This is a genomic window from Rhizobium sp. T1470, assembly GCF_042140505.1.
In the GTDB taxonomy this organism is placed as follows: Bacteria; Pseudomonadota; Alphaproteobacteria; order Rhizobiales; family Rhizobiaceae; genus Rhizobium; species Rhizobium favelukesii.
In genome coordinates this window covers 44,068-63,351 of record NZ_CP148094.1, presented here as the reverse complement: position 1 = coordinate 63,351, position 19,284 = coordinate 44,068, and the positions used below count along the sequence as shown (strand labels likewise).

Here is a 19,284-nt window from a genome sequence, read left to right as displayed (position 1 = left end):
AGATGACCAAGTATTTCTTCCACCTCCGCAAAGGCAATGAGATTATCAAAGATGAGGAAGGCGTAGACCTTGACAGCGCTGCCGCCGCTCATCGAGAGGCCATAGTCGCGGCCCGAGAAATGTTGGCCGAGGCGGTCTTGCAAGGCGACGTTGTCGATGGTCAAGTGTTCGAGATTACCGACAGTACGGGAAGAATAATCGAATGTCTCCCGTTGAAGAAAGCTCTCCGCCTTAACGAAAGCTAGCGGCCGGATTGAGCATCCAAGATCAGCTTTGCGGGCGCGACATCCGATGTCGCGACGGGCTCGATCCAAAAGGCATCGTCTGTGAGCTCTGACGTCGATTGCGGCGGGCGATGAAGGCTTATTCGGAGCCCTTCCGCTGCCATTCCTTATATGGTTGTAGTGCCTGACCTGGGAACCGCCGCTCGATTTCGGTTTCCACCAATGCAATAAACGCGAGAATATCGTCCAGGTCCATCCGTGCGCGAGAGAGCGCTTCGCTCTGCTTTTCGAGGTCCTGCATCCTTAAAAACACCTCGTCGTCTGTCATCGCCGACAGGCGGTCTGCGAAGGTCGCGGGATCATCTTGCTTGGGCATAGTATCCTCCCAGCTCAAACGTTATCGCCGCCGGTGATCGAGATCGCCATGTCCCTCTGGAGCTCCAACGTCGCAGGTCAGAAAAACGCACCTGCAAAACTTCGGCATATCACTCATCGAGATCTCCCTCGCAGCCACGCTTCGCTTTGGGTGTCGCATTCGCGATCGCCTTGAGACCCGTCATATTCTCCTGGAATATGACGACCAAGCTTACCCCTCAACTCCGGTTCTATCAGGATGTTCCAACATCGACCGTCAGGAACATTAGCCGACATTTCACCGACCGGTGCGTGAGGTCGATGCTCGTGACCTTTTGGGAGAACAAATTGGAAGCACGAGACGTTACTTATCCGTCTTCAACAAGGATTATGTGCCATGACCGTTGTAACGAGACTAGCCGCCGCCCTGTTTCTGATAGTTTTCATGGCTTCTTGCGCCAACACCATCAAGGGAATTGGCCGCGATACCGCAAATACGGTTAACGCCACCCAGAATGCTGGACACCGCGTCGGAAACGCCGCAGCAAACTGAAAGAAGCCGGCGTCCGTGTCTGCCTTTGAGTAAGGTCACCTGGGAGGACACGCGGCTCAATACGTGCCTGTGCCAGGGATGGCTTTCCTTGCCATGTCCACAAGGCGCGTACTGCGCCATCTCTTTTCGTAACCCGTACAACCTGGCGCATAACGTCTCCCTCGAACTTACCGACGCCAAGCTCACTCAAACCGCCCGTGGCTCTAAGGCCGCAATCGCAAAAAGACCGAGGGATCGAAAGCTGCGGCTGCCAAGGGTACTGCCATCAGTGCATCCGCTCCAAAAGAAAGACCAAGGGCAATAGTCAACAAATCCCGACAAGCACGGAAGCAACCGGACGATCCGAAGGACGATTCCACCGTCGCCGAAAGAGAGCCTGTTGTCGCGCCAGCCCCTAACTAAAATGTGGACTACTTACCGTCGTAAAAATCAGACGCAAAGCGTGTCGTTTTGCGTCCAACTTTTGCGACAGAAATTCCGCTATAACTTCAGGAGGGGCAGCTTAGTTGCGAAATTGGGATTTCAGCGACGGAGCGGTCTCGTCGTCGGCGTAGTGAGTGGACTTCAGATGATGCCGCGCTTCCTTAAAAGCGCCTGCTCGTCGCCTGACACCCAGCCAAAAACTTTCGCCCCTCCGTCCAGCTCCTGGACGAAGTAGTGAACGTCAAAATCTATCGCTACGTCCGATTGATCCTTGCGGACATAGGTTGCCGTCCATGCAACATGGGCCACGCAATGGTGTTCATCTATGTGCGAGAGGCGGATATTGCGTATCCGCATCTGCTTCGTCCCTATCGCCCGATAGTGCGCATAGCCTCGCGCCATGGCTTGCTTGAGTTGATCGTCGTTCTTTCCGGTCATCACCCCAACAGGCGATGCCGCTATGAAGTCGGAGGCATACAACGATGCGACCTGATCCATGTCTATGTCGCCATCGAGGGACTGCTTGAAAACGCGTTCGTATCGCTCGAAGAGCTTCCGTACGCTGGCCTCCATGGTTTCCCCTCCGAGTGCAGCTTAGTTCCGTATGATCGTGAGCCGAAAAGCTCCTGTCGCGAAATTCCCGCAGACCGTCTGAAAACCCCGTCGGGGATTCCTCACGTTAGACTGCCGTGGTAGCTTTTGCCATGGCGCATCTTTCAGGAACAGACCGCTCTCAATTGCTGCTTCTGCCGGAAGCGGTTGATGATTATGTGGGGCCGGACAATCCGGTTCGCTTCATTGAGGCTTTCGTTGACGGCCTCGATCTCCAAGCCTCCGGGTTCGTGCGGGTGGCGGCGAAGGAGACCGGCCGTCCGGGTTACGACCCAGCCGACCTTTTGAAGCTTTACGTGTACGGGTATATCAACCGTGTGCGTTCCAGCCGGCGACTGGAAGCGGAAACGCGCCGCAACATCGAGGTGATCTGGTTGCTCAGACACCTGAAGCCTGACTTTCGCACCATTGCCGATTTCCGACGGGTCAACCGGTCGGCTTTCCGCCAGGTGTTCAAACTGCGATATTGTGGTCCCGTTGCCTTAAATTGGCTGAGTGGGAATGGCAGTATGGTGACCATCGCGACTCATAGGAGGTTCATGATGATGGTCGTCCGCGGGGATTGGATGTATGGGCTCGAAGTCTGGTTGCCTGGTCAGGCGCATCCGGTCGATGTGAAGAGTACAAACGAAGCTTCGGCGCTTCTCGCCGAACGGTGGCCAGTAACTTTTGGTCCAGCCTTCGAGTATGCGCTTGCAACGTGCGCGGCGGTCACTGAGGGACAGCTTCCAGCGGAGGAAGCAAGGCAGGCTCTGGTAGAGGCTGCAATCGCCGCCGGCATTGTTTGTACACAGCGCGTCCAAGGTGCGCCGGCAGCGCCTCGTCTTTAGGTGCCACTCGATCATCATCCACAAATGCGGGCGCTTGGTTGGGCTAAACAGTCCGGATCGCCCCGGCGCTCAGAAGTTGTGCGATCATTGAGAGGATCGATCCATTGGCGATTGAAAAGGAGACCGGCAACGATGCCCGATCTCAAACATGGTGTGCTCGTTGCTGCCATGGTCCTGGCAGCATCAATAGTATCCTTACCATCCGCTCTTGTCCAACAATGCGCGCGACAAACCTTCGAAGAGACGAGATATGTCGTTTGCACAGTGGAAGTGGGTAAAGCCGACCTGAGATTGTTCTGGAAGAACGTCGATGGCGAGCCCTACCGCTACTTTTCAAGCGTTGCGAAAGCCGTCCGCGACGAGGGGCGAACGCTGGCGTTTGCCGTCAACGCCGGCATGTACCTACCGGATTTCTCACCAATCGGACTCTACGTCGAAAACGGGCGGGAATTGAGATCCGCCAATACCGCAGAGCCTGAAGGCTTCCTCGGCCCGGTACCGAATTTCTATAAAGAGCCGAACGGGGTGTTCTTTCTCGATGACGCAAGCGCCGGAATACTGCCGACGGATGAATTTCTGAAGCGTCGGCAAAGGGTGCGTTTCGCCACCCAGTCCGGTCCAATGCTCGCTATCCAGAACAAGGTGAATCCGATCTTTATTGTCGGGTCGACAGATAGAACGCGGCGGAGCGGTGTGGGGCTCTGCGGCAAGGCTGTTCGCTTCGCGATCAGCGAAGACAGGGTGAATTTTTATGATTTCGCGCGGCTTTTCCGTGATCATTTGAAGTGCCCCAATGCATTGTTCCTCGATGGTGGACGAGGCGTGGGGATTTACAATCCGGCAATGGGCCGCAATGACCGATCCTGGCATGGCGGATTCGGCCCAGTCTTCGGAGTTGTCGAATAACAGTGGTAAGGCGATGGGCGGCAATTACAGGTCGCACGAGTTGATGGCCCAATATTTCTGGCTGCCGGTCGATTAATTGAAAACCAGGCACAATCGCTCGGCCCCCCGGCCGCGTGAACCCTCCCCAGTCCGCTAGAATGCTTTTCGACCTAAGCGAGACGTGCGGCCATAGGCGCCATGAGACGATGTCGCCATTCCGACTTTGCATGCGGAGGGGCCGTTCGACCGAGAAACCCACGGAACAGCTTCTGAACGCCACTGGCCCCCGGTGAACTGATGCGTCTTGACGATTTCGCCCTATATGCTCCCATGTAACGCGGCATAAAATAGTCTGCGGGGTTGTAATAGATTCCAATGAAGGGTCCGATGTCAGAGGATTCAAGATTTCCTGTCGTTGGTGTGGGCGCTTCGGCCGGCGGCGTCCCGGCCCTGGACGCGTTCTTTCGCCAAATGCCCGCAGATCCAGGTGTAGCAATCATAGTTATCACCCATCTTCGCCCGGACCGCGAAAGTTATTTACACGAGATCTTGGCCCGCTACACGCCGATGCCGGTAACGGTCGCGGCGAACAACACCCGCGTTGAGTCCAATCATGTCTATGTGATGCCCTGCAATGTAACCCTCACGATTGACAAGGGCATACTTCGCACCCGCGAACTCGATCCAATGAACCGTGAGCGCAAGCCCATCGATATATTCCTGGTTTCGTTGGCGTTGGATCAAGGCGACTATTCGGTGGCGGTCATTTTGTCAGGCGGCGACGGAGACGGCACGCTGGGCGCAAAGGCGGTTAAGGAAGCCGGCGGTTTGACGCTTGCCCAGACTTCCGACGGCTCCGAGCTAAAGAATCCGGAAATGCCGCAAAGCGCCATTGCGGGAGGCTTTATCGACATCGCGGTTCCGGCTCCGGAGATGGCTGCCAGGTTGACGGCCTATGCTCGAAGCTTCGACAATTTGAAAGATACCGTTCAAACAAGCCGCGAGCAGGAACAGGCGGAGCTTGAGAACACCAGGCGCGAGATTTGCGCAATTCTTGCCGCCCATTCCAGCCATGATTTTCTTGGTTACAAGACGATGACGTTCTTTCGTCGTGTACGGCGCCGAATGCAGGTGAGGCAGGCCGAATCCTTGAGGGAATACATCGACTTGCTGAAGGAGGAGCCGAAAGAAGTCACGGCTCTTTTCCACGATCTGCTGATCAACGTTACCAACTTCTTCCGTGACGAGGACGCGTTCCGAGCCTTGGAACAAGGGGTGATACCCCGACTTTTCGAAGGCAAGGGAGCCAATGATACTATTCGGATATGGGTTCCGGGATGCGCGACGGGCGAGGAAGTCTATTCGATTGCCATGGTGTTCAAGGAACACATCGAAAGGGTCTCTGCTGTTCTGAAGGTGCAGATTTTTGCGACCGACATCGACGAAGCGGCGCTGGCAGTTGCCAGGAGCGCGCGTTATCCCCGAGCTCTGCTGGATGGTGTGAGCCAGGAGCGTCGTCAACGCTTCTTCAGGATCGATTCCGAAAGCTATGTGATCAGCAACGATGTGCGCGAGCTGTGCGTCTTTTCTCCTCACAGTCTGATACGCGATCCACCCTTCTCCCGAATGGACCTGATATCTTGCCGGAACCTCCTCATCTACTTCGGACCAGTCGTTCAACGGCACCTCATCCCTACATTCCATTACGCTTTGAAGCCGGGCGGATTTCTGTTCTTGGGGAGCTCCGAAAGCCTCGGGCAACATAGCGATCTCTTCGCCACGTTGGATAAGAAGCAAAGACTCTTCCAGGCACGGGAACATCCAGCGAAGTTACCACGTCTGCCATCATTGTCCGGTCATGACCGGTCGCCGGCCTTGCAGGACGGCAACAAGTCGACCCGTGAGACGGGGCACTCGCTGCGTCAAATCGTAGAAGCGCGAATCCTGGATCAATATTCTCCGGCCCACGTGGTCATAAGCGTCGATGCCGATATTTTCTATTATTCGGGCGGAACGGGGAAATACCTCGAGGTTCCGCAGGGTGTACCAAGCAGGCAATTGCTGACGCTCGCAAGGAAAGGCCTGCGCCTCGATTTAAGATCGGCGCTAAAGGAATGCTCAAAACGCAGAGGCCCGTGGTTCGGCACAACATCGCCATGGAAGGTGATGATGACCAATTGCAGTTTGTCGACTTCACCGTCGAGCCGCTAAAGGACCGCAGCACTAGCGAACCTCTTTATGGTCGTTTTCCGGCCTTCGGGGCCCCGCCATCCAGCGGACTACAACAAGCCAATAATTGGGCCGATAGACAGCATCAGTGAGCTTGAGCGTAAGCTACGGGACACGCGCGAGCGCTTGCAATCCACGATCGAGGAATATGAGACTGCGTTGGAGGAATTGAAATCATCCAACGAGGAACTCATCTCCGTCAACGAGGAGGTCCAGTCCAGCAATGAGGAACTCGAAGCGTCAAAGGAAGAGACGCAATCGCTGAACGAGGAGCTGAATACGATCAATGCGGAGCTGAACGGAAAGATCGAGGAATTGGATCGGGCCAATAGCGATCTCCGCAATCTCTTTGAAAGCACTCGGATTGCCACGATATTCCTTGATCGCTCTTTGGTAATCCGGACGTTCACTCCCGCTGCTGCGTCGTTCTTCAACCTGAGACCTACCGATGTCGGCCGGCCATTGACCGATTTGTCGAGCCAAACTGAATACGCCGGCTTGAAGGACGACATCCAAAGGGTCTTCGATACGGGAACGGAGCTCAACCATCACCTAACGCGCGATGCGGCGGGAAGACATTACTTGGTACGGTTGATTCCCTATCGGGACGGCGGAGATGGCATCGACGGCGTCGTCGTCACCTTCGTGGACGTCACAGAACTTGCAGAGGCCGAGCAGCACAAGCAAGTCCTGATTGCCGAGCTCAATCACCGCGTCAAAAACATGTTTCTCGTCGTGACCGCAATTGCCAAGCAGACGCTGGCAAAAGCGCCCCCTTTGGAAGCCTTCCGAGACACATTCCTTGGCCGCCTGCGGGCGATGGCACGTGCGTACGGAACCCTTTCACAGGAGAATTGGCAAGATGCGTCCCTCCGTGCATTGTTCACCGAAGAATTGAAACCCTTCGGGGCAGAAAACTTTTCTTTGTCCGGTCCTGACATTCGTTTGCGACCACAGCTGTCCTTGTCACTGGCGATGGTCGCCCATGAACTTGTGACAAACGCTTCGAAACACGGGCTTTCTCCAACAACGGGGGTTCGGTTGCAGTCCACTGGCAGCAAGAAAACGGTCGCCTTCGTCTTGTCTGGCAAGAACGGGGCGGACCGCCGGTAAACGAGCCCAAGACGAACGGCTTCGGTTTTGACCTGCTTCACGGCGAAATCGAATATCGATTGCGTGGTAAGATGGAAAAGAAGTTTAATCCGGAGGGCTTGGCGGTCTCCATGGACCTGCCCCTTCAACAACAGGATGCCAGTTGAGCGATCCGTACCGAATATTGGTCGTCGAGGACGAATATCTCCTCGCTATAGACCTGGCAGAGCGGCTGGAAGACGCGGGCTTTGCCGTGATTGGCCCCGTCGCGTCAGTTGATGAAGCATTTCAAATGATTGATGACGAAAGTCCCCGTGCCGCGATACTTGACATCCAGCTCCCCGACGGACCGACATATCCGCTCGCAGATCGGCTTGGTGAAATCGGCGTGCCGTTCTTGTTTGTAACGGGCTATACAGAACGCGATCTTCCCGAGCGCTTCAAACAGCGACCACTCGTCTCAAAGCTTGCCGAGGAGCGAGACTTACTCAGCGCCTTGGATAGCCTGATCGGACGATGACCTCACCCGGTTTGCACCACGTGCGTGTAGCGTCTGATTGCGAATACAGCATTGTTGTAATGTTGGAGAACGGCCCTACCCGGGGGTGGTGATGAACGCGTTGAACGAGAGGTCGCTTTTCAAGGTTGCGGCTCGACAGTAAGCCACCGAAGCGACAGCCGACGCCGAATCCAGGACGGACCCCGTCCAGGCCAGAGGTACTTCAACTTTATATCGCAGCTAATCCAAGGCGGTTTGTAGTGCTCGGGCCATGTGGAATCGGATCCGCTAATCATTTTGCGGATCTGGAACCAAGCTGATTTCGCAAGGTTCATAACAATAGGGAAAGGAGACAAAGACATGACCACGCAAGACCGTCTTCCCTTGTTGATCTACATTAGCGGAATTGTCCTTATTGGGATCACAATCCTGATTGGAGCACTCGCTGGTAGTCAATACGAGGGGTACCGGGATCGGCCGGCTTTGGTCGAGATCGAGTGACACCGATTCTCGCCTGGCAATCAGAACGCGTCCAGCAACCGCAGCGCGGCGCATCCTTTGGCCAGGGCTTGGAGACCTACGCCTGACAGCAGATATGCTGCTAATAGCGACGGGTGTACCGCCTGGCGACGTTCTTCGGCTTTGTCTAAACTCTTTCAGCGACACGAGCCGCGACCTTCGGCCGATTTTTATACGTCGGCGGAACCGGATCCTCTTCGCCACGTTCGGATCAGCGGAGGCAGGAAATGGATGGAGACAGATACAATTGGATCAGCCGACAGGCCCCATCAGATCTGGCAGCAGGAAGGCTGTCCCTCGGGTGCGATCGCGAGCACTGGTTGCAGGCAATGTCCGAGTTCGAAGGGCTAGAACGCGAGGATCAAGGCCATTGTGCTGACCATACGAAGGTTGAGAAGGTGTGGGTCCTCTCATCCGCTATGCGGCCGTCGACGCGGTTGAGCAGGATGGCTTCGATGTGGTTGAAGCAGCAAACGCTGATGAGGCGCTGGTGCTTCTTCAAGACGGCTCGACTGATGCCGTCTTCACCGACATCAACATGCCTGGTTCGATTGACGGCCTGGGCCTTGTTTCCCTAATTCGAGCCCGATTTCCCGACGCGCGGGTCATCGTGACGTCAGGGCATGTTCAGCTCGGCCATTTCGACCTGCCAAGTGATGTTTCGTTCCTTCCAAAGCCGTACACTTTCGACGCCTTGATTAAAATGCTCAAGGTTCCCAGGCGGTTGCAGTCAGCCTAAATTCAAAGAACTTTAAGATGGCGCCGAGCAAGCAAACCCGTGTCGTCAGCATTCGCCGTCGTCCACGCAATTTGCGTTCGCGCGGCGAAGCGAGTTGCACCCTCTGGACTGCGCAATCACGGCTTCGTTCCCGAGCAGCGCCTACTTCAAATATTGGGACATTCGTCATTCGGAACTCGTGCACATGCGGCGTCGAATTCGAGGCTCACGTGGCTGAATGCCTCCCGAAAGTCGCTTGCTGGGTCTGCAGACAAGAAAATATGGCGCCAACCTCGCTGCCGGGCATGGACGTCATCCCTCCAAGCCTAGTGGCTGGAAAGTCTTGGCTTGCTGCGTCATCGTTGTACGATTCATTACGAAGCTTTGCCCGGAGGGAACATCCTTGATTTGGCATCGTTAGCATGCGCAACCTTTTAAAAGGAGCGCGAAAATGGCAAGAGAAACAAAGGTTCCCATTCAAGGCACACGTCCGGATGAAACGGCCATCGCAACATCGCGCGAAAGGTGTGATGATGTCCAAGTTGGAAACCGCACGGAACGCATTCGAAGACGGGCCTACGAACTATGGGAGCGCGAGGGTAGCCCGCCTGGACAACACGACGATCACTGGCTTCAGGCCGAGCGTGAAATCCTTGATGGAAACGACGAACTCAAAACCGACGACGATTCCGATCTGGATACCATGCTTGAATCGGCCAGGCAGCATTCCGACGCGGTCATACCCGACCCCGGGGGCGCCGAGAAGCGAGAAACGACACCAGCCGTGGACGAACAGACAGGACAATCCAAACGACGGCAATGATTGCGGTGATCCCGATGCTTCAGGCGGAAGGGACGTTTACGCAGCCGAAGAGACACTCGTGGACGTACAAGCGATAGAAGGAAACACGAGCTGCATTTAGCACGCAGGGATTTCGTCGTTGAAACAGATCGTCTGGTGCTGCCCCGCTCGGCGACAGATGGTGTTTGACACCGTTTTTTGAAGCAGGAGACCTGGTTGCGCCGAGCGCCTCGACCACTCGAATACACGCGGAACTTCCATGCACCCTGCACTTTTGAGAGCCGTTGTTCGAACGAATGCCGCCCGACGGCGTTTCTTTGCTGAAGGAGATCCGCATGGGCCTGAACGTACGGGGACAAACGGTCTATACAGTCAGCCAGGACGTGCTGGACGATGTCCTGAGGGCCAATCACTTGATCGATGAGTTTTTGCTTTTCATGAAGGAGGACGAGATCGGGAATGACCTGATCGACGAAATCGAGCTTCCTGTGCAAAAGAATGCACTTGTCGAAGCTTTTCGCATCGCCATCGCTGCCGAGAGGCAGCCGACTGTCCGAGCGCTGCTCATTAAGGCGGGGATGACACTGGCTCAGTTTCGAATTGGTCTTGGCAACCGGATCAGGCTGACGCCACTGACCCCGCACGGCCGATCCCCGCAATGGCGATCCTGCGCATTAGAACGGAGGTTGGAACGCATACTGATCGCCACGGCCGAAGAACGGGTTCACCTGTGTGAGTTCTATCGGCGTGTGTGCGTCCAATCCTACAATTAGGAGAACGGGAAGACCGACCTCCCCAATCCTCGACCGGGATGAGATAATGCAGATCCTACCCGAACCGGAGAACCCGCTGAAAGGGTGCCAGCGTCCTATGGTGTGCTGACGCCCCTTTAGATCAGTGCACTGCAGCGCGTGGTTCACCTTTGGTCCTGGCGGCTAGGTGATCCGTGATCGCCCGACGGATATCCGTGACCGTGTCGAACAGCTTGTTGTCAAGATCTATCACATGAAAGCGGACGGCGATGAACTTCAAGCGGTTGTCAAAGGGAACGGCTATACCGACTTCCTGACCATTGAAAACGACAGCTTGCCTTTGCATAGAACACTCCAATCCGAGACGCGGATCAAAATTAGCAAATTGGAATGAAATGTTTACGACGCGCTATGTTTGCGATCGTCGCTTCGCATCGAATTGAAGACGTGTACTCTTCGATGCATCCAGGCTCTAAGAAGAATTCGAACGGATCTTGTCATCGTTCCTCCCCACCGGTCGCCATTCGCCGACCGCTGAACGCTCATGTGTCAAATACTTTGTCCCTCTGACGACAAAAGCTAACCTAGGATTCTCCTTCAAGCAACTATTATCTTTATATTTTTAGTACTTCTTTTAGTATTACTATTACCGCACCTGCGAATAAGAGAGACTATACTACGGAGGCGGCATCTAGAAAAAGCAGCGCGGCCAGATCCTACACTATGTCGGGACGCGGGTCCGTCAACGCACGGCCTTGAGATAGCAATGGTTGCGGATTTGCCACCGCCGCGCAGAAGGTATGCAAAGCGGAGCCAGGGTCGGCATCAATGTAAATGGTTTCAATGCGCGGCGCTGAAGGGCTTCCTCTGATGTCGCAGTGAATGACGAATTGTGTCGATGTCTAGCTTTCGTCGTCGGACGAGACCATGTTCACGATCACCGCATTTGCCCAGGCGTCGCGAAGCGGGCCGAATTCAGGGCCGTTGTCCTTGGTCGCAAGGTCGGGACTGATCACTCGATTTCGTAGACCGCTGCATTATCCTGCACGTCGCGGAGGCCCTTATACGACGCGTGCCGTAGCTTGCCGTCATGTGTCCAGGCGCGGTACTCGATCTCGGCAATCAGTGTCGGTTGCACCCACACGACGTCACTGCGCGGCCCATCGTATTCGACCGGCGGCCGTTTCGCTCTAATGCGGTCCAGCGTATTGCGCAGCGACTCCGCGTTGCTTTCGGTGAAGCCCGTACCGACGTTTCCGACGTAAACCCACTCGCGGCCCTTGCTGGCTGCAAGAAGGAGGCTACCGATCCCTGCCCGCGCCACCGATGAGGGCTCGTAGCCGACGACGATGAAACTGTCGCTCTGCACACATTTGACCTTGATCCAATCGCCAAGACGTCCTGACCGGTAAGTGCTGTCGCGATGCTTCGCAATAATACCTTCAAGCCCCTGCTCGCAGGCAACTGTGAATATCTCCCGGCCATCTCCGTCAATTGCCTCCGAGAGCCGAATAGCGCCCTCCTCGCCCCGCAGAAGAGACTCTAGGAAGAACCGACGCGATGATAGCTCCATGTTTCGGATATCGTGCCCATCGAAGTATAGAAGATCGAAGGCCATCATCATCGCCTGCCCCGAGGGAAGCTTCCCACGTCGACCGCCTAGCGAATTCTGCAGCATGCCAAAGTGGGGCCGCCCCTGCTCGTCGAGGACAACTGCCTCCCCATCGATGATAGCTGTTCCGACACCCAGGCTCTTGGCCGCTGCCTCGATCGCCGGGAAACGATATGTCCAATCATGTCCCCCGCGCGTCAGGATGCGTACATTGCCATTGTCGAGATGCACCGCAATCCGATACCCGTCCCATTTGATCTCGTAGAGCCACTCCGGACCAGCGGGCGGACGCTGCTTGACGAGCGCCAGACATGGCTCGACGCGCGTTGCCATAGGGTCAAAGGGCAACTGTGGCTGCGACGGGTCACGAGGTTTTCTTGGACTGGAGCGAAGTGGCTCCTCCCCAGTGAGCAAAGGTTTAGGACGCGGAGTTTTGGTCATTGATGCTCATCACGAAATGAAGATGGGAGTTCTTTACCTTGAAGGCCTCGAATGTGAGGCGTATCGTCCGCGTGTTGCCCGCTCTAGGGCACTGCTCATCATTTCCTGAGCCCTGCCTCTTTGTGGGGCTCTCTTTTCTCAGCCTGCTTTTCGCGTTTCCGCGACATCGTCCGGCAGGACGTGCAGCCCTACCTCATGGGCTGCGGCAACGAAAGCCGCTCGGGCACATGCCGCATCTGTAAAGAATTCCAGCGCTTCCAGCGAAGTCATGAGGGCACGATGGAATGAAGGTGCCTTTGACAACGTGAATTTGCTGCTTAGGAGCATGGCGGCGAGATCCTCGACTGTATCAGCGTGTCGATAGCGGCCGGTGTTGCCTTCAATCTCGACATCTATCGGGCTGATAAAAACGGGGATCTCGCCAGCCATGCTCCTAAACTCCCTCGAGTAAATGGCAAGGCGACCCGTTTCGTCCAGCCCCGCCATGCCCCATTAGGAGCTCCCTCAGTCAATAGTTAGAACAGAAATGGAACATGGATCATGCAGTTCGTCACTGAGCGTAGCGACACGTCTGACGCAGCGTAAAATATCGTCCTCTCCCTTCATCTCGGCTGGGAGATACTGGGATCGCCCTCGTGGGACCGGCGGATTACACACGCTGTCGACACTTTCCGGAAGAGACCGGCCCTTTCGTTATCGATCCCGAGGGACGTTCACGGGCCGACAGGTGTTCAGCAGGTTCCTTAGATCAACGAGGCAGGAACGTCGGACGCCCCAGGCACTCTCCCACGATCTCAGATCCGACATTTGCGACCCTTCCCATTCCAGGAGATTTGCGGAGATTTTCTGATTGAGATTGCAATCGGAAGATGGTCCCATGCGACCTGCATAGCTGAGTCCCCTCGCCCTCCTCCCGATTATTGACCCGAGCGGCCCATGTCGATTTCAGATGCGATCTACCGTCCCTTCGAAACGCTGATCCGCCCGCTCGATATTCCCTACCGGCCGCTGCCTTCCAAGGGGCCCGTAGCCGTCCTCGTGCACTTCATCTCGATGTTCCGTGGCGTGCTGTTTGCCCTCGCACTTTCATCCATGGCGATGGAGGCCATCAACCTGACCATCGTCTGGGGGCTTTCGGTCATTGTCGATGGCGTATCGCAGCAGGGCGCATCCGCCTTCCTGCACCGCGAATGGCCACTCCTGACGTTTCTCGGGCTTCTGATCTTTCCGGCCATGCCAATCGCCTCCTTCCTTCTAAACACACTCAACTCGCATACGCTCGGCATCGGCACCGGCCGCCATCCAGTGGCAGGGGCACAAGGCGGTGGAGCGGCAGGATCTCGCCTTTTTCCATGATCTCTACGCCGGACAGGTCGCCTCGCGCCTGCAGCAGGTATCGTCCGCCGTCCAGCAGCAGATCATTGCTGGCTTCCAGTCCATTCCGCGCTTCCTGCTGCAGCTGGTCGGCTCAGTGGTCCTGCTGTCGAGCCTGTCCTGGCAGCTCGCCTTGCCAGTCGTAATCTGGATCGCGCTCAATGTGGCGCTCACCATCAAGATGGCGCCGATCTTTGCCGAGCGTTCGCGCCGCACCGCCAAGCAGCGCAGCTTGGTGGCCGGCGCCATCACCGATCTCTACACCAACATGCAGATGATCAAGCAGTTCGCCGCCGAAGACAGCGAAGCCGGCGCCATCAGCCGCATCATCCGAAAGGCCATACACACGCAGCACGGAGAACAGCGCATCTACCGCACCTCGGAACTGATTGTCGTGGTCCTCAACACGACGCTCTGGCTGGTGATGCTGGCGATCGGTTTCTCGGGTCTCGTCAACGGCTTTCTGACGGTCGGCGAGTTCGTCGGCGCGGTCTACATTCTCCAGCGGCTCTCCACGCAGATCTTCACCTTCCTGCAGATGGGCCAGCAGATCTTCCAGGCGATAGGGACGATCAAGGACGCGATGCCGGTGATGACGACGCCGCCCACCATCATCGATCGGCCTGACGCGGCGAGCCTCACGGTCAACAGCGGCGAAATTCGTTTCCAAGACGTTTTTTTGCATACAAGTCTGGAAAGCCCGTCATCGATAATCTGTCTCTGACGGTTCGGCCCGGCGAGAAGGTGGGGCTGGTCGGCCTCTCCGGGGCTGGCAAGACGACGCTGGTGAGTCTGCTGCTGCGTTTCTACGACATCGGGGACGGCGCGATCCTGATCGACGGTCTGGACATCCGCACGGTCACGCAGGCAAGTCTTCGCCGCAACATCGGGGTCATCGCGCAAGACGTCGCGCTGCTGCACCGATCGGTCGGCGACAATATACGCTATGGCCGACCGGAGGCGACAAAGGATGAGATCGAACACGCCGCGAAGACAGCAAGGGCCGATGTATTCATCACCGATCTTGCGGACGGCGAAGGCCGTAAGGGTTATGACGCCTTCGTCGGAGACCGCGGCATCAAGCTATCCGGTGGTCAACGGCAGCGCGTAGCAATCGCCCGCGTTTTGCTGAAGGACGCGCCGATCCTCGTGCTCGACGAGGCGACCTCCGCCCTCGACAGCGAATCTGAGGCCGCCATTCAGGAAAAACTCAACTTGGTGATGGAGGGCAAGACGGTGATTGCCATCGCACATCGCCTTTCGACCATTGCCATGATGGACCGCATCGTCGTGCTAGATCAGGGCCGTATCCTAGAAGAAGGCAGGCCGGACGAACTGGTCGAACGGGATGGCTTGTTTGCCCGTCTGTGGAAACGCCAGACCGGCGGCTTTATTCCTGAAGAAATCAACGAACCTTTGCCGGCATCGCCAGCGACCTAACCGGTCGGCTGAGGCTTATTGTGTCGGCGAGGCTGTGCTTTCCGGCCAAAGCGGTCGCTCGTCATTGAATTGCGTGGCTTCTCGCGACCATGTGATCGGCAATGTAGGCAGCCTCTTCACCAACCCCAAAGAGCAGGCTGGACTTGAAAGTGTGCATCCAATGCAGCCAAGGAAATACAAATTCGCGCAGTTGGTGACGCCCGTTCCCGAATAGGGGCTCCGCGTTCGTCGAACACCGGAAATGTCCAGCCAACCAAAATCGAAAGAGTGTTTACCGGCTCAAGGTGCCATTCTAGCAATACCGATCCGTGACCGCTTACGACGGTATCGACAATCCAAGGAGATCGGGAAGCCAGCAGCGTCCATTCGTCGAGATTTCTATCAGGAAATTCCCGTGTTATAGTCCCGGTTACCTGGCGTCGTCCGCCGTAGCGTTCCGTGCACAGAGGCTTGTCTAATGAGCGAAGTGGACGTGCTTTTTGCTGCCCTGCGACAGGCGGCTGACCCGCAGACGGTGGAGTGTATCGAGAACGTAGTCATGGGTGGCTCGGATCGCGAACTCAACCGCATCAATGCGCTCGCCTTCGCCGATGCGCATCATCTCGATGAAGAGAAAACGATCGCAGCGCTTCTACATGCAGCACGCATAGGCGCGTTCGAGATGACCTGGAATGTCCTTTGCCCAGGATGCGGCGGCGTCCTTGACACCGGCACAACCCTGAAAGCAGTCGACCGAGAGGCGTACCATTGCGCGCTCTGCGCCGCCGGATACGAACCAACCCTCGACGAGATGGTAGAGGTAACGTTCACGGTCAGCCCGAGAGTGCGCAGGATTGCTGCCCACGATCCCGATCGGTTGCCTCCACTTGAGTACTACCGCCAAATCTTCTTCAGCTCCGGAGTCGACTTGCCAGAGAACTTCGAAGAGAGGTTCGAACGCATCCTATTGGAGATGATCGAGTTGGATCCGGGCGAAAAGGCTTTCGTCTCACTACAACTGCCAGCGCAATTCGTCATCATCTTCGATGCGGTGACACACTCGGCGCAGTTCATCGACGTAAAGGGCGACCCCACCGACGAACGTCAGAACCTCTCAATGGTCATCAGTCAGGTGCATGCGTTGAACGAAACGGTTACCCTCCATCCTGGCCTACTGCGGCTCACCCTCGAGAACCACACCGATCGCAGAGTGGTACCGAACGTTTGCGTCGCAGGAGACGAGCTGCACGACCTACTGGGCCGCAGGCGGGCTTTTCTGACAGCCAAGCGTCTACTGACGAACCAGAGCTTCCGGGACATCTATCGGACCGACACAATTGACGTCGACCAGCGCCTCAAGATCACAAGCCTGACCTTCCTCTTCACTGACTTGAGGGGCTCGACCGCTCTCTACGAGCGCATCGGAGATCTTGCAGCTTTCGATCTGGTGCGAGCGCATTTCAGGGTTCTCCACGAGATCGTCGCCACAGAGGCCGGAGCGGTTGTCAAGACCATAGGCGATGCAGTGATGGCGACCTTCCCGAGCCCGGACCGCGCGGTGGCGGCCGCGCTGCGGATGCGAGAGGCGATGCTACGGTTAAATACCGAACACGGCAGCGACGATCTTCTCCTGAAGATCGGCATCCATGAGGGACCATGCCTCGCAGTCAACCTCAACGACCGGCAGGACTACTTCGGCCAGACTGTCAATATCGCCTCCCGCGTACAGGGCCTTGCTGATCCCAATGTGATCCTGACGACGGAGGCGATTGTCGGTGATGCCCAAGTTTCAGAGATCCTACGAGACAGCGGCATCACATCGGTGTCGCGGATGGAGGAACTTCAGGGCATCGGGCGGGAGGTAAGAATCTTCGCCCTGTCGTGAGCTTTGTCTGCCCCTCGCTGTCTCATGGGCACTTGAGTTGTTGCCCACAGCGGTCGTTTTCAGGCATGCCCCTCTCGATAAGCGAGCTCAGCCACAAGCAGTTCCGTGATGCCAACGGGGCTTGTGCCAGCGAAAAGCCAACAGGTGTCTAACCGATCCTTGCGCGCTACATTGCGGATATGGATCATCTTTGCCGCGGTGATTGCAATCAGCGATCTGGCCGGCAGATGGAACACGTCGGATCTCGACCACTATATGGGCTTCGACAAGCTACGTCCGGCCCGCAAGCGGAACGCTCCGAACGGCGATAAGCATGCGAAAAACGAGTGATGCGGCCCGTTGTCGCCGAGCCTATTCGATAAGGCACTAGGTTCGAGCATATTGCCGCGACCGTCTATTTCTGGCGGCGCAATCCGGAAGTGACCGACCGCTCTCGGACCGAGGATATCTTCGATTTGACCGATCATCTGCTCCGCGCCTAAGCTTCCAGACCGCAAGCGCGCGACAGTGAGAGCTAGGTAGTTGGACGTATGGTTGAGCCAGAGATTCCCCTAGAGGGCGGTGCGGACTCGAGAGTCGTTCGGGTCGGTCAAACAGTTCGGCGCAGCGGTCGCGCTTGGTCTCCCGCCGTCCTTGATCTTGTGCAGCACATTGAACGTGAAGGATTTGCTGGGGCGCCGCGTGCGCATGGCTTTGATGACCAGGGGCGAGAGGTTCTGACCTATATCAAGGGCGAGGTCGGCCAAGGCGCCGGGTTCATCCCCGACGAAGGTGGCCGCTTCGACGTCCGTCTCCCAGACTATGTCTGGCGCGACGACGTGCTCGGGCATCTCGGCGCGCTCGTACGTGCCTATCACGATGCGGCGGCGACCTTTCCGTGGGCTGACCGCGAGTGGCGCTTAAAGGCTCAGCAACCTGTCGAGACGGTTTGTCACAACGATCTCACGCCATGGAATGTCGTCTTTCGCGCAGGCCTGCCGGTTGCTTTCATCGATTGGGACGCCGCGGCACCAGGGCCTCGCGCGTGGGACCTCGGGTTCATTGCCTGGCGTTGGGTGCCGTTCTGGCGTGACGCGAAGTGTCGAGCACACGGACTTGCGACCGGTGTCGACGAAAAGGCCCGCCGCTTTCGTTTGCTGCTTCACGCATACGGGCTGGAGTCTGAAGTCGGTGTCGTGCAAGCGGCAATCGAGCGGGTGCGGCAATTGCAGGAACACATGTGGAAGCTCGTCGCCGACGGTTCCAAGTGGGAGGTGGAACTCGCTCGTCGCGGTGTGCTCGATGAGGCGGCGCTTGAGATCGCCTGGATTGTGGAGCACGCTGCAGCGCTTGTGGGGTCGCGACCTATCCCGATGAAGGCTGCTGCTCGCGCATCCCGGAAGTGACCGGCCCTGCGGGGCGTAGGATCGACTGCTTGGTCGGCGAGGCGAAATCAACGGGAAAAGGCGGAACTTAGCGACTGAGACCGCCTGCCTTCCTCGACGCTACGTGGAAACGCGGAAGGCTCTCCAATCACCCGCGATGACGGATTTTGGCGGATCGTATTGAAGAAATCCAAGTTCGCGGCAACCCGCGCTTTTCGGCCGACCCTGGTGGGAGCAAATGTTCTAGACCGCTATGTTAACTTGTCAGGCAGGTGTGACGGTCCGCCCCGGTCGAATTCCGGACGACCTGTTCGTGTCAGGCTTGGCGATTGGGCGACGCCAGTGGCGATGAAGTGCCTCCACGTCGCCGTTCGTCAAGATCGGCATCGTCTCCCTCAACTGGGCATCAGACCAATCCCACCACTTCACTTCAAGTAGCTCCTCGACACCAGGCATGACGATAACCTCAAAGCCGATCCAGACATCGTTGCCGATCACGGTGTCGCCGATATCCGTTTTCCGCTCCGCTGAATTCGGCCACCTCCGGCATCCAGAAAAACGGAAACGTGCTGATCCATTCATTACGGTGCCCCTGATTACCCGCCATAATGAAAGAGGCGCTCGATCCGATTGAGCAGAAGCTTCCGATTACGAGCTTATCGGCTCCCTCGTCGCATCTGGCGCATTCCGTGCGACC

At 56.8% G+C, this 19,284-nt stretch carries 19 protein-coding genes and 3 pseudogenes; 16 read left to right on the top strand and 6 right to left on the bottom strand.

Annotation, left to right across the window (positions count from 1 at the left end; translation table 11 throughout):
• Nucleotides 1-2: 2 nt before the first annotated feature.
• Nucleotides 3-245: a DUF6894 family protein gene (locus WGT02_RS34605; protein WP_024318728.1), complete on the top strand. Its 243-nt coding sequence runs from the start codon at nt 3-5 to the stop codon at nt 243-245.
• Nucleotides 246-363: 118 nt separating this feature from the next.
• Here the strand turns inward: WGT02_RS34605 and WGT02_RS34600 are convergent, their stop codons facing one another.
• Nucleotides 364-600 carry a hypothetical protein gene (locus tag WGT02_RS34600; RefSeq protein ID WP_208245430.1) on the bottom strand — a complete coding sequence of 79 codons (237 nt, stop codon included), beginning with the start codon at nt 598-600 and terminating at the stop codon, nt 364-366.
• Between the two features lie 375 nt (nt 601-975).
• On the opposite strand from WGT02_RS34600, the gene WGT02_RS34595 reads away from it, so the two are divergent.
• Nucleotides 976-1,131: a hypothetical protein gene (locus WGT02_RS34595; protein ID WP_024318726.1), complete on the top strand. Its 156-nt coding sequence runs from the start codon at nt 976-978 to the stop codon at nt 1,129-1,131.
• Between the two features lie 564 nt (nt 1,132-1,695).
• Here WGT02_RS34595 and WGT02_RS34590 read toward each other — a convergent pair.
• Nucleotides 1,696-2,127 carry a nuclear transport factor 2 family protein gene (locus tag WGT02_RS34590; protein WP_208245432.1) on the bottom strand — a complete coding sequence of 144 codons (432 nt, stop codon included), beginning with the start codon at nt 2,125-2,127 and terminating at the stop codon, nt 1,696-1,698.
• Nucleotides 2,128-2,258: 131 nt separating this feature from the next.
• Here WGT02_RS34590 and WGT02_RS34585 point away from each other — a divergent pair.
• The 10 genes and pseudogenes from WGT02_RS34585 to WGT02_RS34540 form a co-directional block, all read left to right on the top strand.
• A pseudogene (locus tag WGT02_RS34585) lies at nt 2,259-2,624 on the top strand (transposase); the annotation flags it as partial.
• Between the two features lie 51 nt (nt 2,625-2,675).
• A complete protein-coding gene (locus tag WGT02_RS34580) occupies nt 2,676-2,996 on the top strand; it encodes a DUF982 domain-containing protein (protein WP_341353349.1) in 321 nt (106 codons plus the stop codon).
• Between the two features lie 132 nt (nt 2,997-3,128).
• Nucleotides 3,129-3,902: a phosphodiester glycosidase family protein gene (locus WGT02_RS34575; protein WP_208245437.1), complete on the top strand. Its 774-nt coding sequence runs from the start codon at nt 3,129-3,131 to the stop codon at nt 3,900-3,902.
• A gap of 366 nt (nt 3,903-4,268) precedes the next feature.
• The gene (locus WGT02_RS34570; protein ID WP_318246599.1) at nt 4,269-6,092 is read left to right on the top strand and encodes a CheR family methyltransferase; all 1,824 of its coding nucleotides are present in this window, start codon (nt 4,269-4,271) and stop codon (nt 6,090-6,092) included.
• Nucleotides 6,093-6,236: 144 nt separating this feature from the next.
• Nucleotides 6,237-7,223: a PAS domain-containing protein gene (locus WGT02_RS34565; RefSeq protein WP_318246600.1), complete on the top strand. Its 987-nt coding sequence runs from the start codon at nt 6,237-6,239 to the stop codon at nt 7,221-7,223.
• Between the two features lie 142 nt (nt 7,224-7,365).
• A complete protein-coding gene (locus tag WGT02_RS34560; protein ID WP_208245439.1) occupies nt 7,366-7,722 on the top strand; it encodes a response regulator in 357 nt (118 codons plus the stop codon).
• A 339-nt stretch (nt 7,723-8,061) separates the two neighbouring features.
• A complete protein-coding gene (locus WGT02_RS34555) occupies nt 8,062-8,202 on the top strand; it encodes a hypothetical protein (protein WP_208245441.1) in 141 nt (46 codons plus the stop codon).
• Between the two features lie 475 nt (nt 8,203-8,677).
• Nucleotides 8,678-8,959, top strand: a complete 282-nt coding sequence (locus tag WGT02_RS34550; RefSeq protein WP_375680005.1) for a response regulator — start codon at nt 8,678-8,680, stop codon at nt 8,957-8,959.
• Between the two features lie 430 nt (nt 8,960-9,389).
• A complete protein-coding gene (locus WGT02_RS34545; RefSeq protein ID WP_208245445.1) occupies nt 9,390-9,761 on the top strand; it encodes a DUF2934 domain-containing protein in 372 nt (123 codons plus the stop codon).
• A 314-nt stretch (nt 9,762-10,075) separates the two neighbouring features.
• Nucleotides 10,076-10,513: a hypothetical protein gene (locus WGT02_RS34540; RefSeq protein WP_208245447.1), complete on the top strand. Its 438-nt coding sequence runs from the start codon at nt 10,076-10,078 to the stop codon at nt 10,511-10,513.
• Nucleotides 10,514-10,634: 121 nt separating this feature from the next.
• Here the strand turns inward: WGT02_RS34540 and WGT02_RS34535 are convergent, their stop codons facing one another.
• The 3 genes from WGT02_RS34535 to WGT02_RS34525 form a co-directional block, all read right to left on the bottom strand.
• Nucleotides 10,635-10,838: a hypothetical protein gene (locus WGT02_RS34535; RefSeq protein ID WP_024318509.1), complete on the bottom strand. Its 204-nt coding sequence runs from the start codon at nt 10,836-10,838 to the stop codon at nt 10,635-10,637.
• Nucleotides 10,839-11,504: 666 nt separating this feature from the next.
• Entirely contained in the window at nt 11,505-12,545 is a 1,041-nt protein-coding gene (ligD, locus tag WGT02_RS34530) for a non-homologous end-joining DNA ligase (protein WP_024318508.1), read from the bottom strand.
• Nucleotides 12,546-12,683: 138 nt separating this feature from the next.
• Nucleotides 12,684-12,974, bottom strand: coding sequence for a DUF982 domain-containing protein (locus WGT02_RS34525; protein WP_024318507.1), 291 nt, complete (start codon nt 12,972-12,974; stop codon nt 12,684-12,686).
• A 507-nt stretch (nt 12,975-13,481) separates the two neighbouring features.
• On the opposite strand from WGT02_RS34525, the pseudogene WGT02_RS34520 reads away from it, so the two are divergent.
• The 4 genes and pseudogenes from WGT02_RS34520 to WGT02_RS34505 all read left to right on the top strand — a co-directional run bounded on the left by WGT02_RS34520 (nt 13,482) and on the right by WGT02_RS34505 (nt 18,608).
• Nucleotides 13,482-15,359 (top strand): annotated as a pseudogene (locus WGT02_RS34520) (ABC transporter ATP-binding protein).
• Between the two features lie 457 nt (nt 15,360-15,816).
• Nucleotides 15,817-17,223 carry an adenylate/guanylate cyclase domain-containing protein gene (locus tag WGT02_RS34515; RefSeq protein WP_208245448.1) on the top strand — a complete coding sequence of 469 codons (1,407 nt, stop codon included), beginning with the start codon at nt 15,817-15,819 and terminating at the stop codon, nt 17,221-17,223.
• A gap of 144 nt (nt 17,224-17,367) precedes the next feature.
• Nucleotides 17,368-17,553 carry a hypothetical protein gene (locus WGT02_RS34510; protein WP_208245449.1) on the top strand — a complete coding sequence of 62 codons (186 nt, stop codon included), beginning with the start codon at nt 17,368-17,370 and terminating at the stop codon, nt 17,551-17,553.
• A gap of 200 nt (nt 17,554-17,753) precedes the next feature.
• Nucleotides 17,754-18,608, top strand: a complete 855-nt coding sequence (locus WGT02_RS34505) for an aminoglycoside phosphotransferase family protein (protein WP_208245450.1) — start codon at nt 17,754-17,756, stop codon at nt 18,606-18,608.
• 243 nt (nt 18,609-18,851) lie between these two features.
• Here WGT02_RS34505 and WGT02_RS34500 read toward each other — a convergent pair.
• Nucleotides 18,852-19,275 (bottom strand): annotated as a pseudogene (locus tag WGT02_RS34500) (hypothetical protein); the annotation flags it as partial.
• Nucleotides 19,276-19,284 lie beyond the last annotated feature (9 nt).

Coding starts and splice junctions, on each gene's coding strand:
- WGT02_RS34575 (WP_208245437.1), top strand. CDS start 3,129: ATGCCCGATCTCAAACATGGTGTGCTCGTTGCTGCCATGGTCCTGGCA.
- WGT02_RS34595 (WP_024318726.1), top strand. CDS start 976: ATGACCGTTGTAACGAGACTAGCCGCCGCCCTGTTTCTGATAGTTTTC.
- WGT02_RS34580 (WP_341353349.1), top strand. CDS start 2,676: ATGGTGACCATCGCGACTCATAGGAGGTTCATGATGATGGTCGTCCGC.
- WGT02_RS34515 (WP_208245448.1), top strand. CDS start 15,817: ATGAGCGAAGTGGACGTGCTTTTTGCTGCCCTGCGACAGGCGGCTGAC.
- WGT02_RS34605 (WP_024318728.1), top strand. CDS start 3: ATGACCAAGTATTTCTTCCACCTCCGCAAAGGCAATGAGATTATCAAA.
- WGT02_RS34570 (WP_318246599.1), top strand. CDS start 4,269: ATGTCAGAGGATTCAAGATTTCCTGTCGTTGGTGTGGGCGCTTCGGCC.
- WGT02_RS34555 (WP_208245441.1), top strand. CDS start 8,062: ATGACCACGCAAGACCGTCTTCCCTTGTTGATCTACATTAGCGGAATT.
- WGT02_RS34545 (WP_208245445.1), top strand. CDS start 9,390: ATGGCAAGAGAAACAAAGGTTCCCATTCAAGGCACACGTCCGGATGAA.
- WGT02_RS34525 (WP_024318507.1), bottom strand. CDS start 12,974: ATGGCTGGCGAGATCCCCGTTTTTATCAGCCCGATAGATGTCGAGATT.
- WGT02_RS34540 (WP_208245447.1), top strand. CDS start 10,076: ATGGGCCTGAACGTACGGGGACAAACGGTCTATACAGTCAGCCAGGAC.
- ligD (WP_024318508.1), bottom strand. CDS start 12,545: ATGACCAAAACTCCGCGTCCTAAACCTTTGCTCACTGGGGAGGAGCCA.
- WGT02_RS34505 (WP_208245450.1), top strand. CDS start 17,754: ATGGTTGAGCCAGAGATTCCCCTAGAGGGCGGTGCGGACTCGAGAGTC.
- WGT02_RS34590 (WP_208245432.1), bottom strand. CDS start 2,127: ATGGAGGCCAGCGTACGGAAGCTCTTCGAGCGATACGAACGCGTTTTC.
- WGT02_RS34535 (WP_024318509.1), bottom strand. CDS start 10,838: ATGCAAAGGCAAGCTGTCGTTTTCAATGGTCAGGAAGTCGGTATAGCC.
- WGT02_RS34600 (WP_208245430.1), bottom strand. CDS start 600: ATGCCCAAGCAAGATGATCCCGCGACCTTCGCAGACCGCCTGTCGGCG.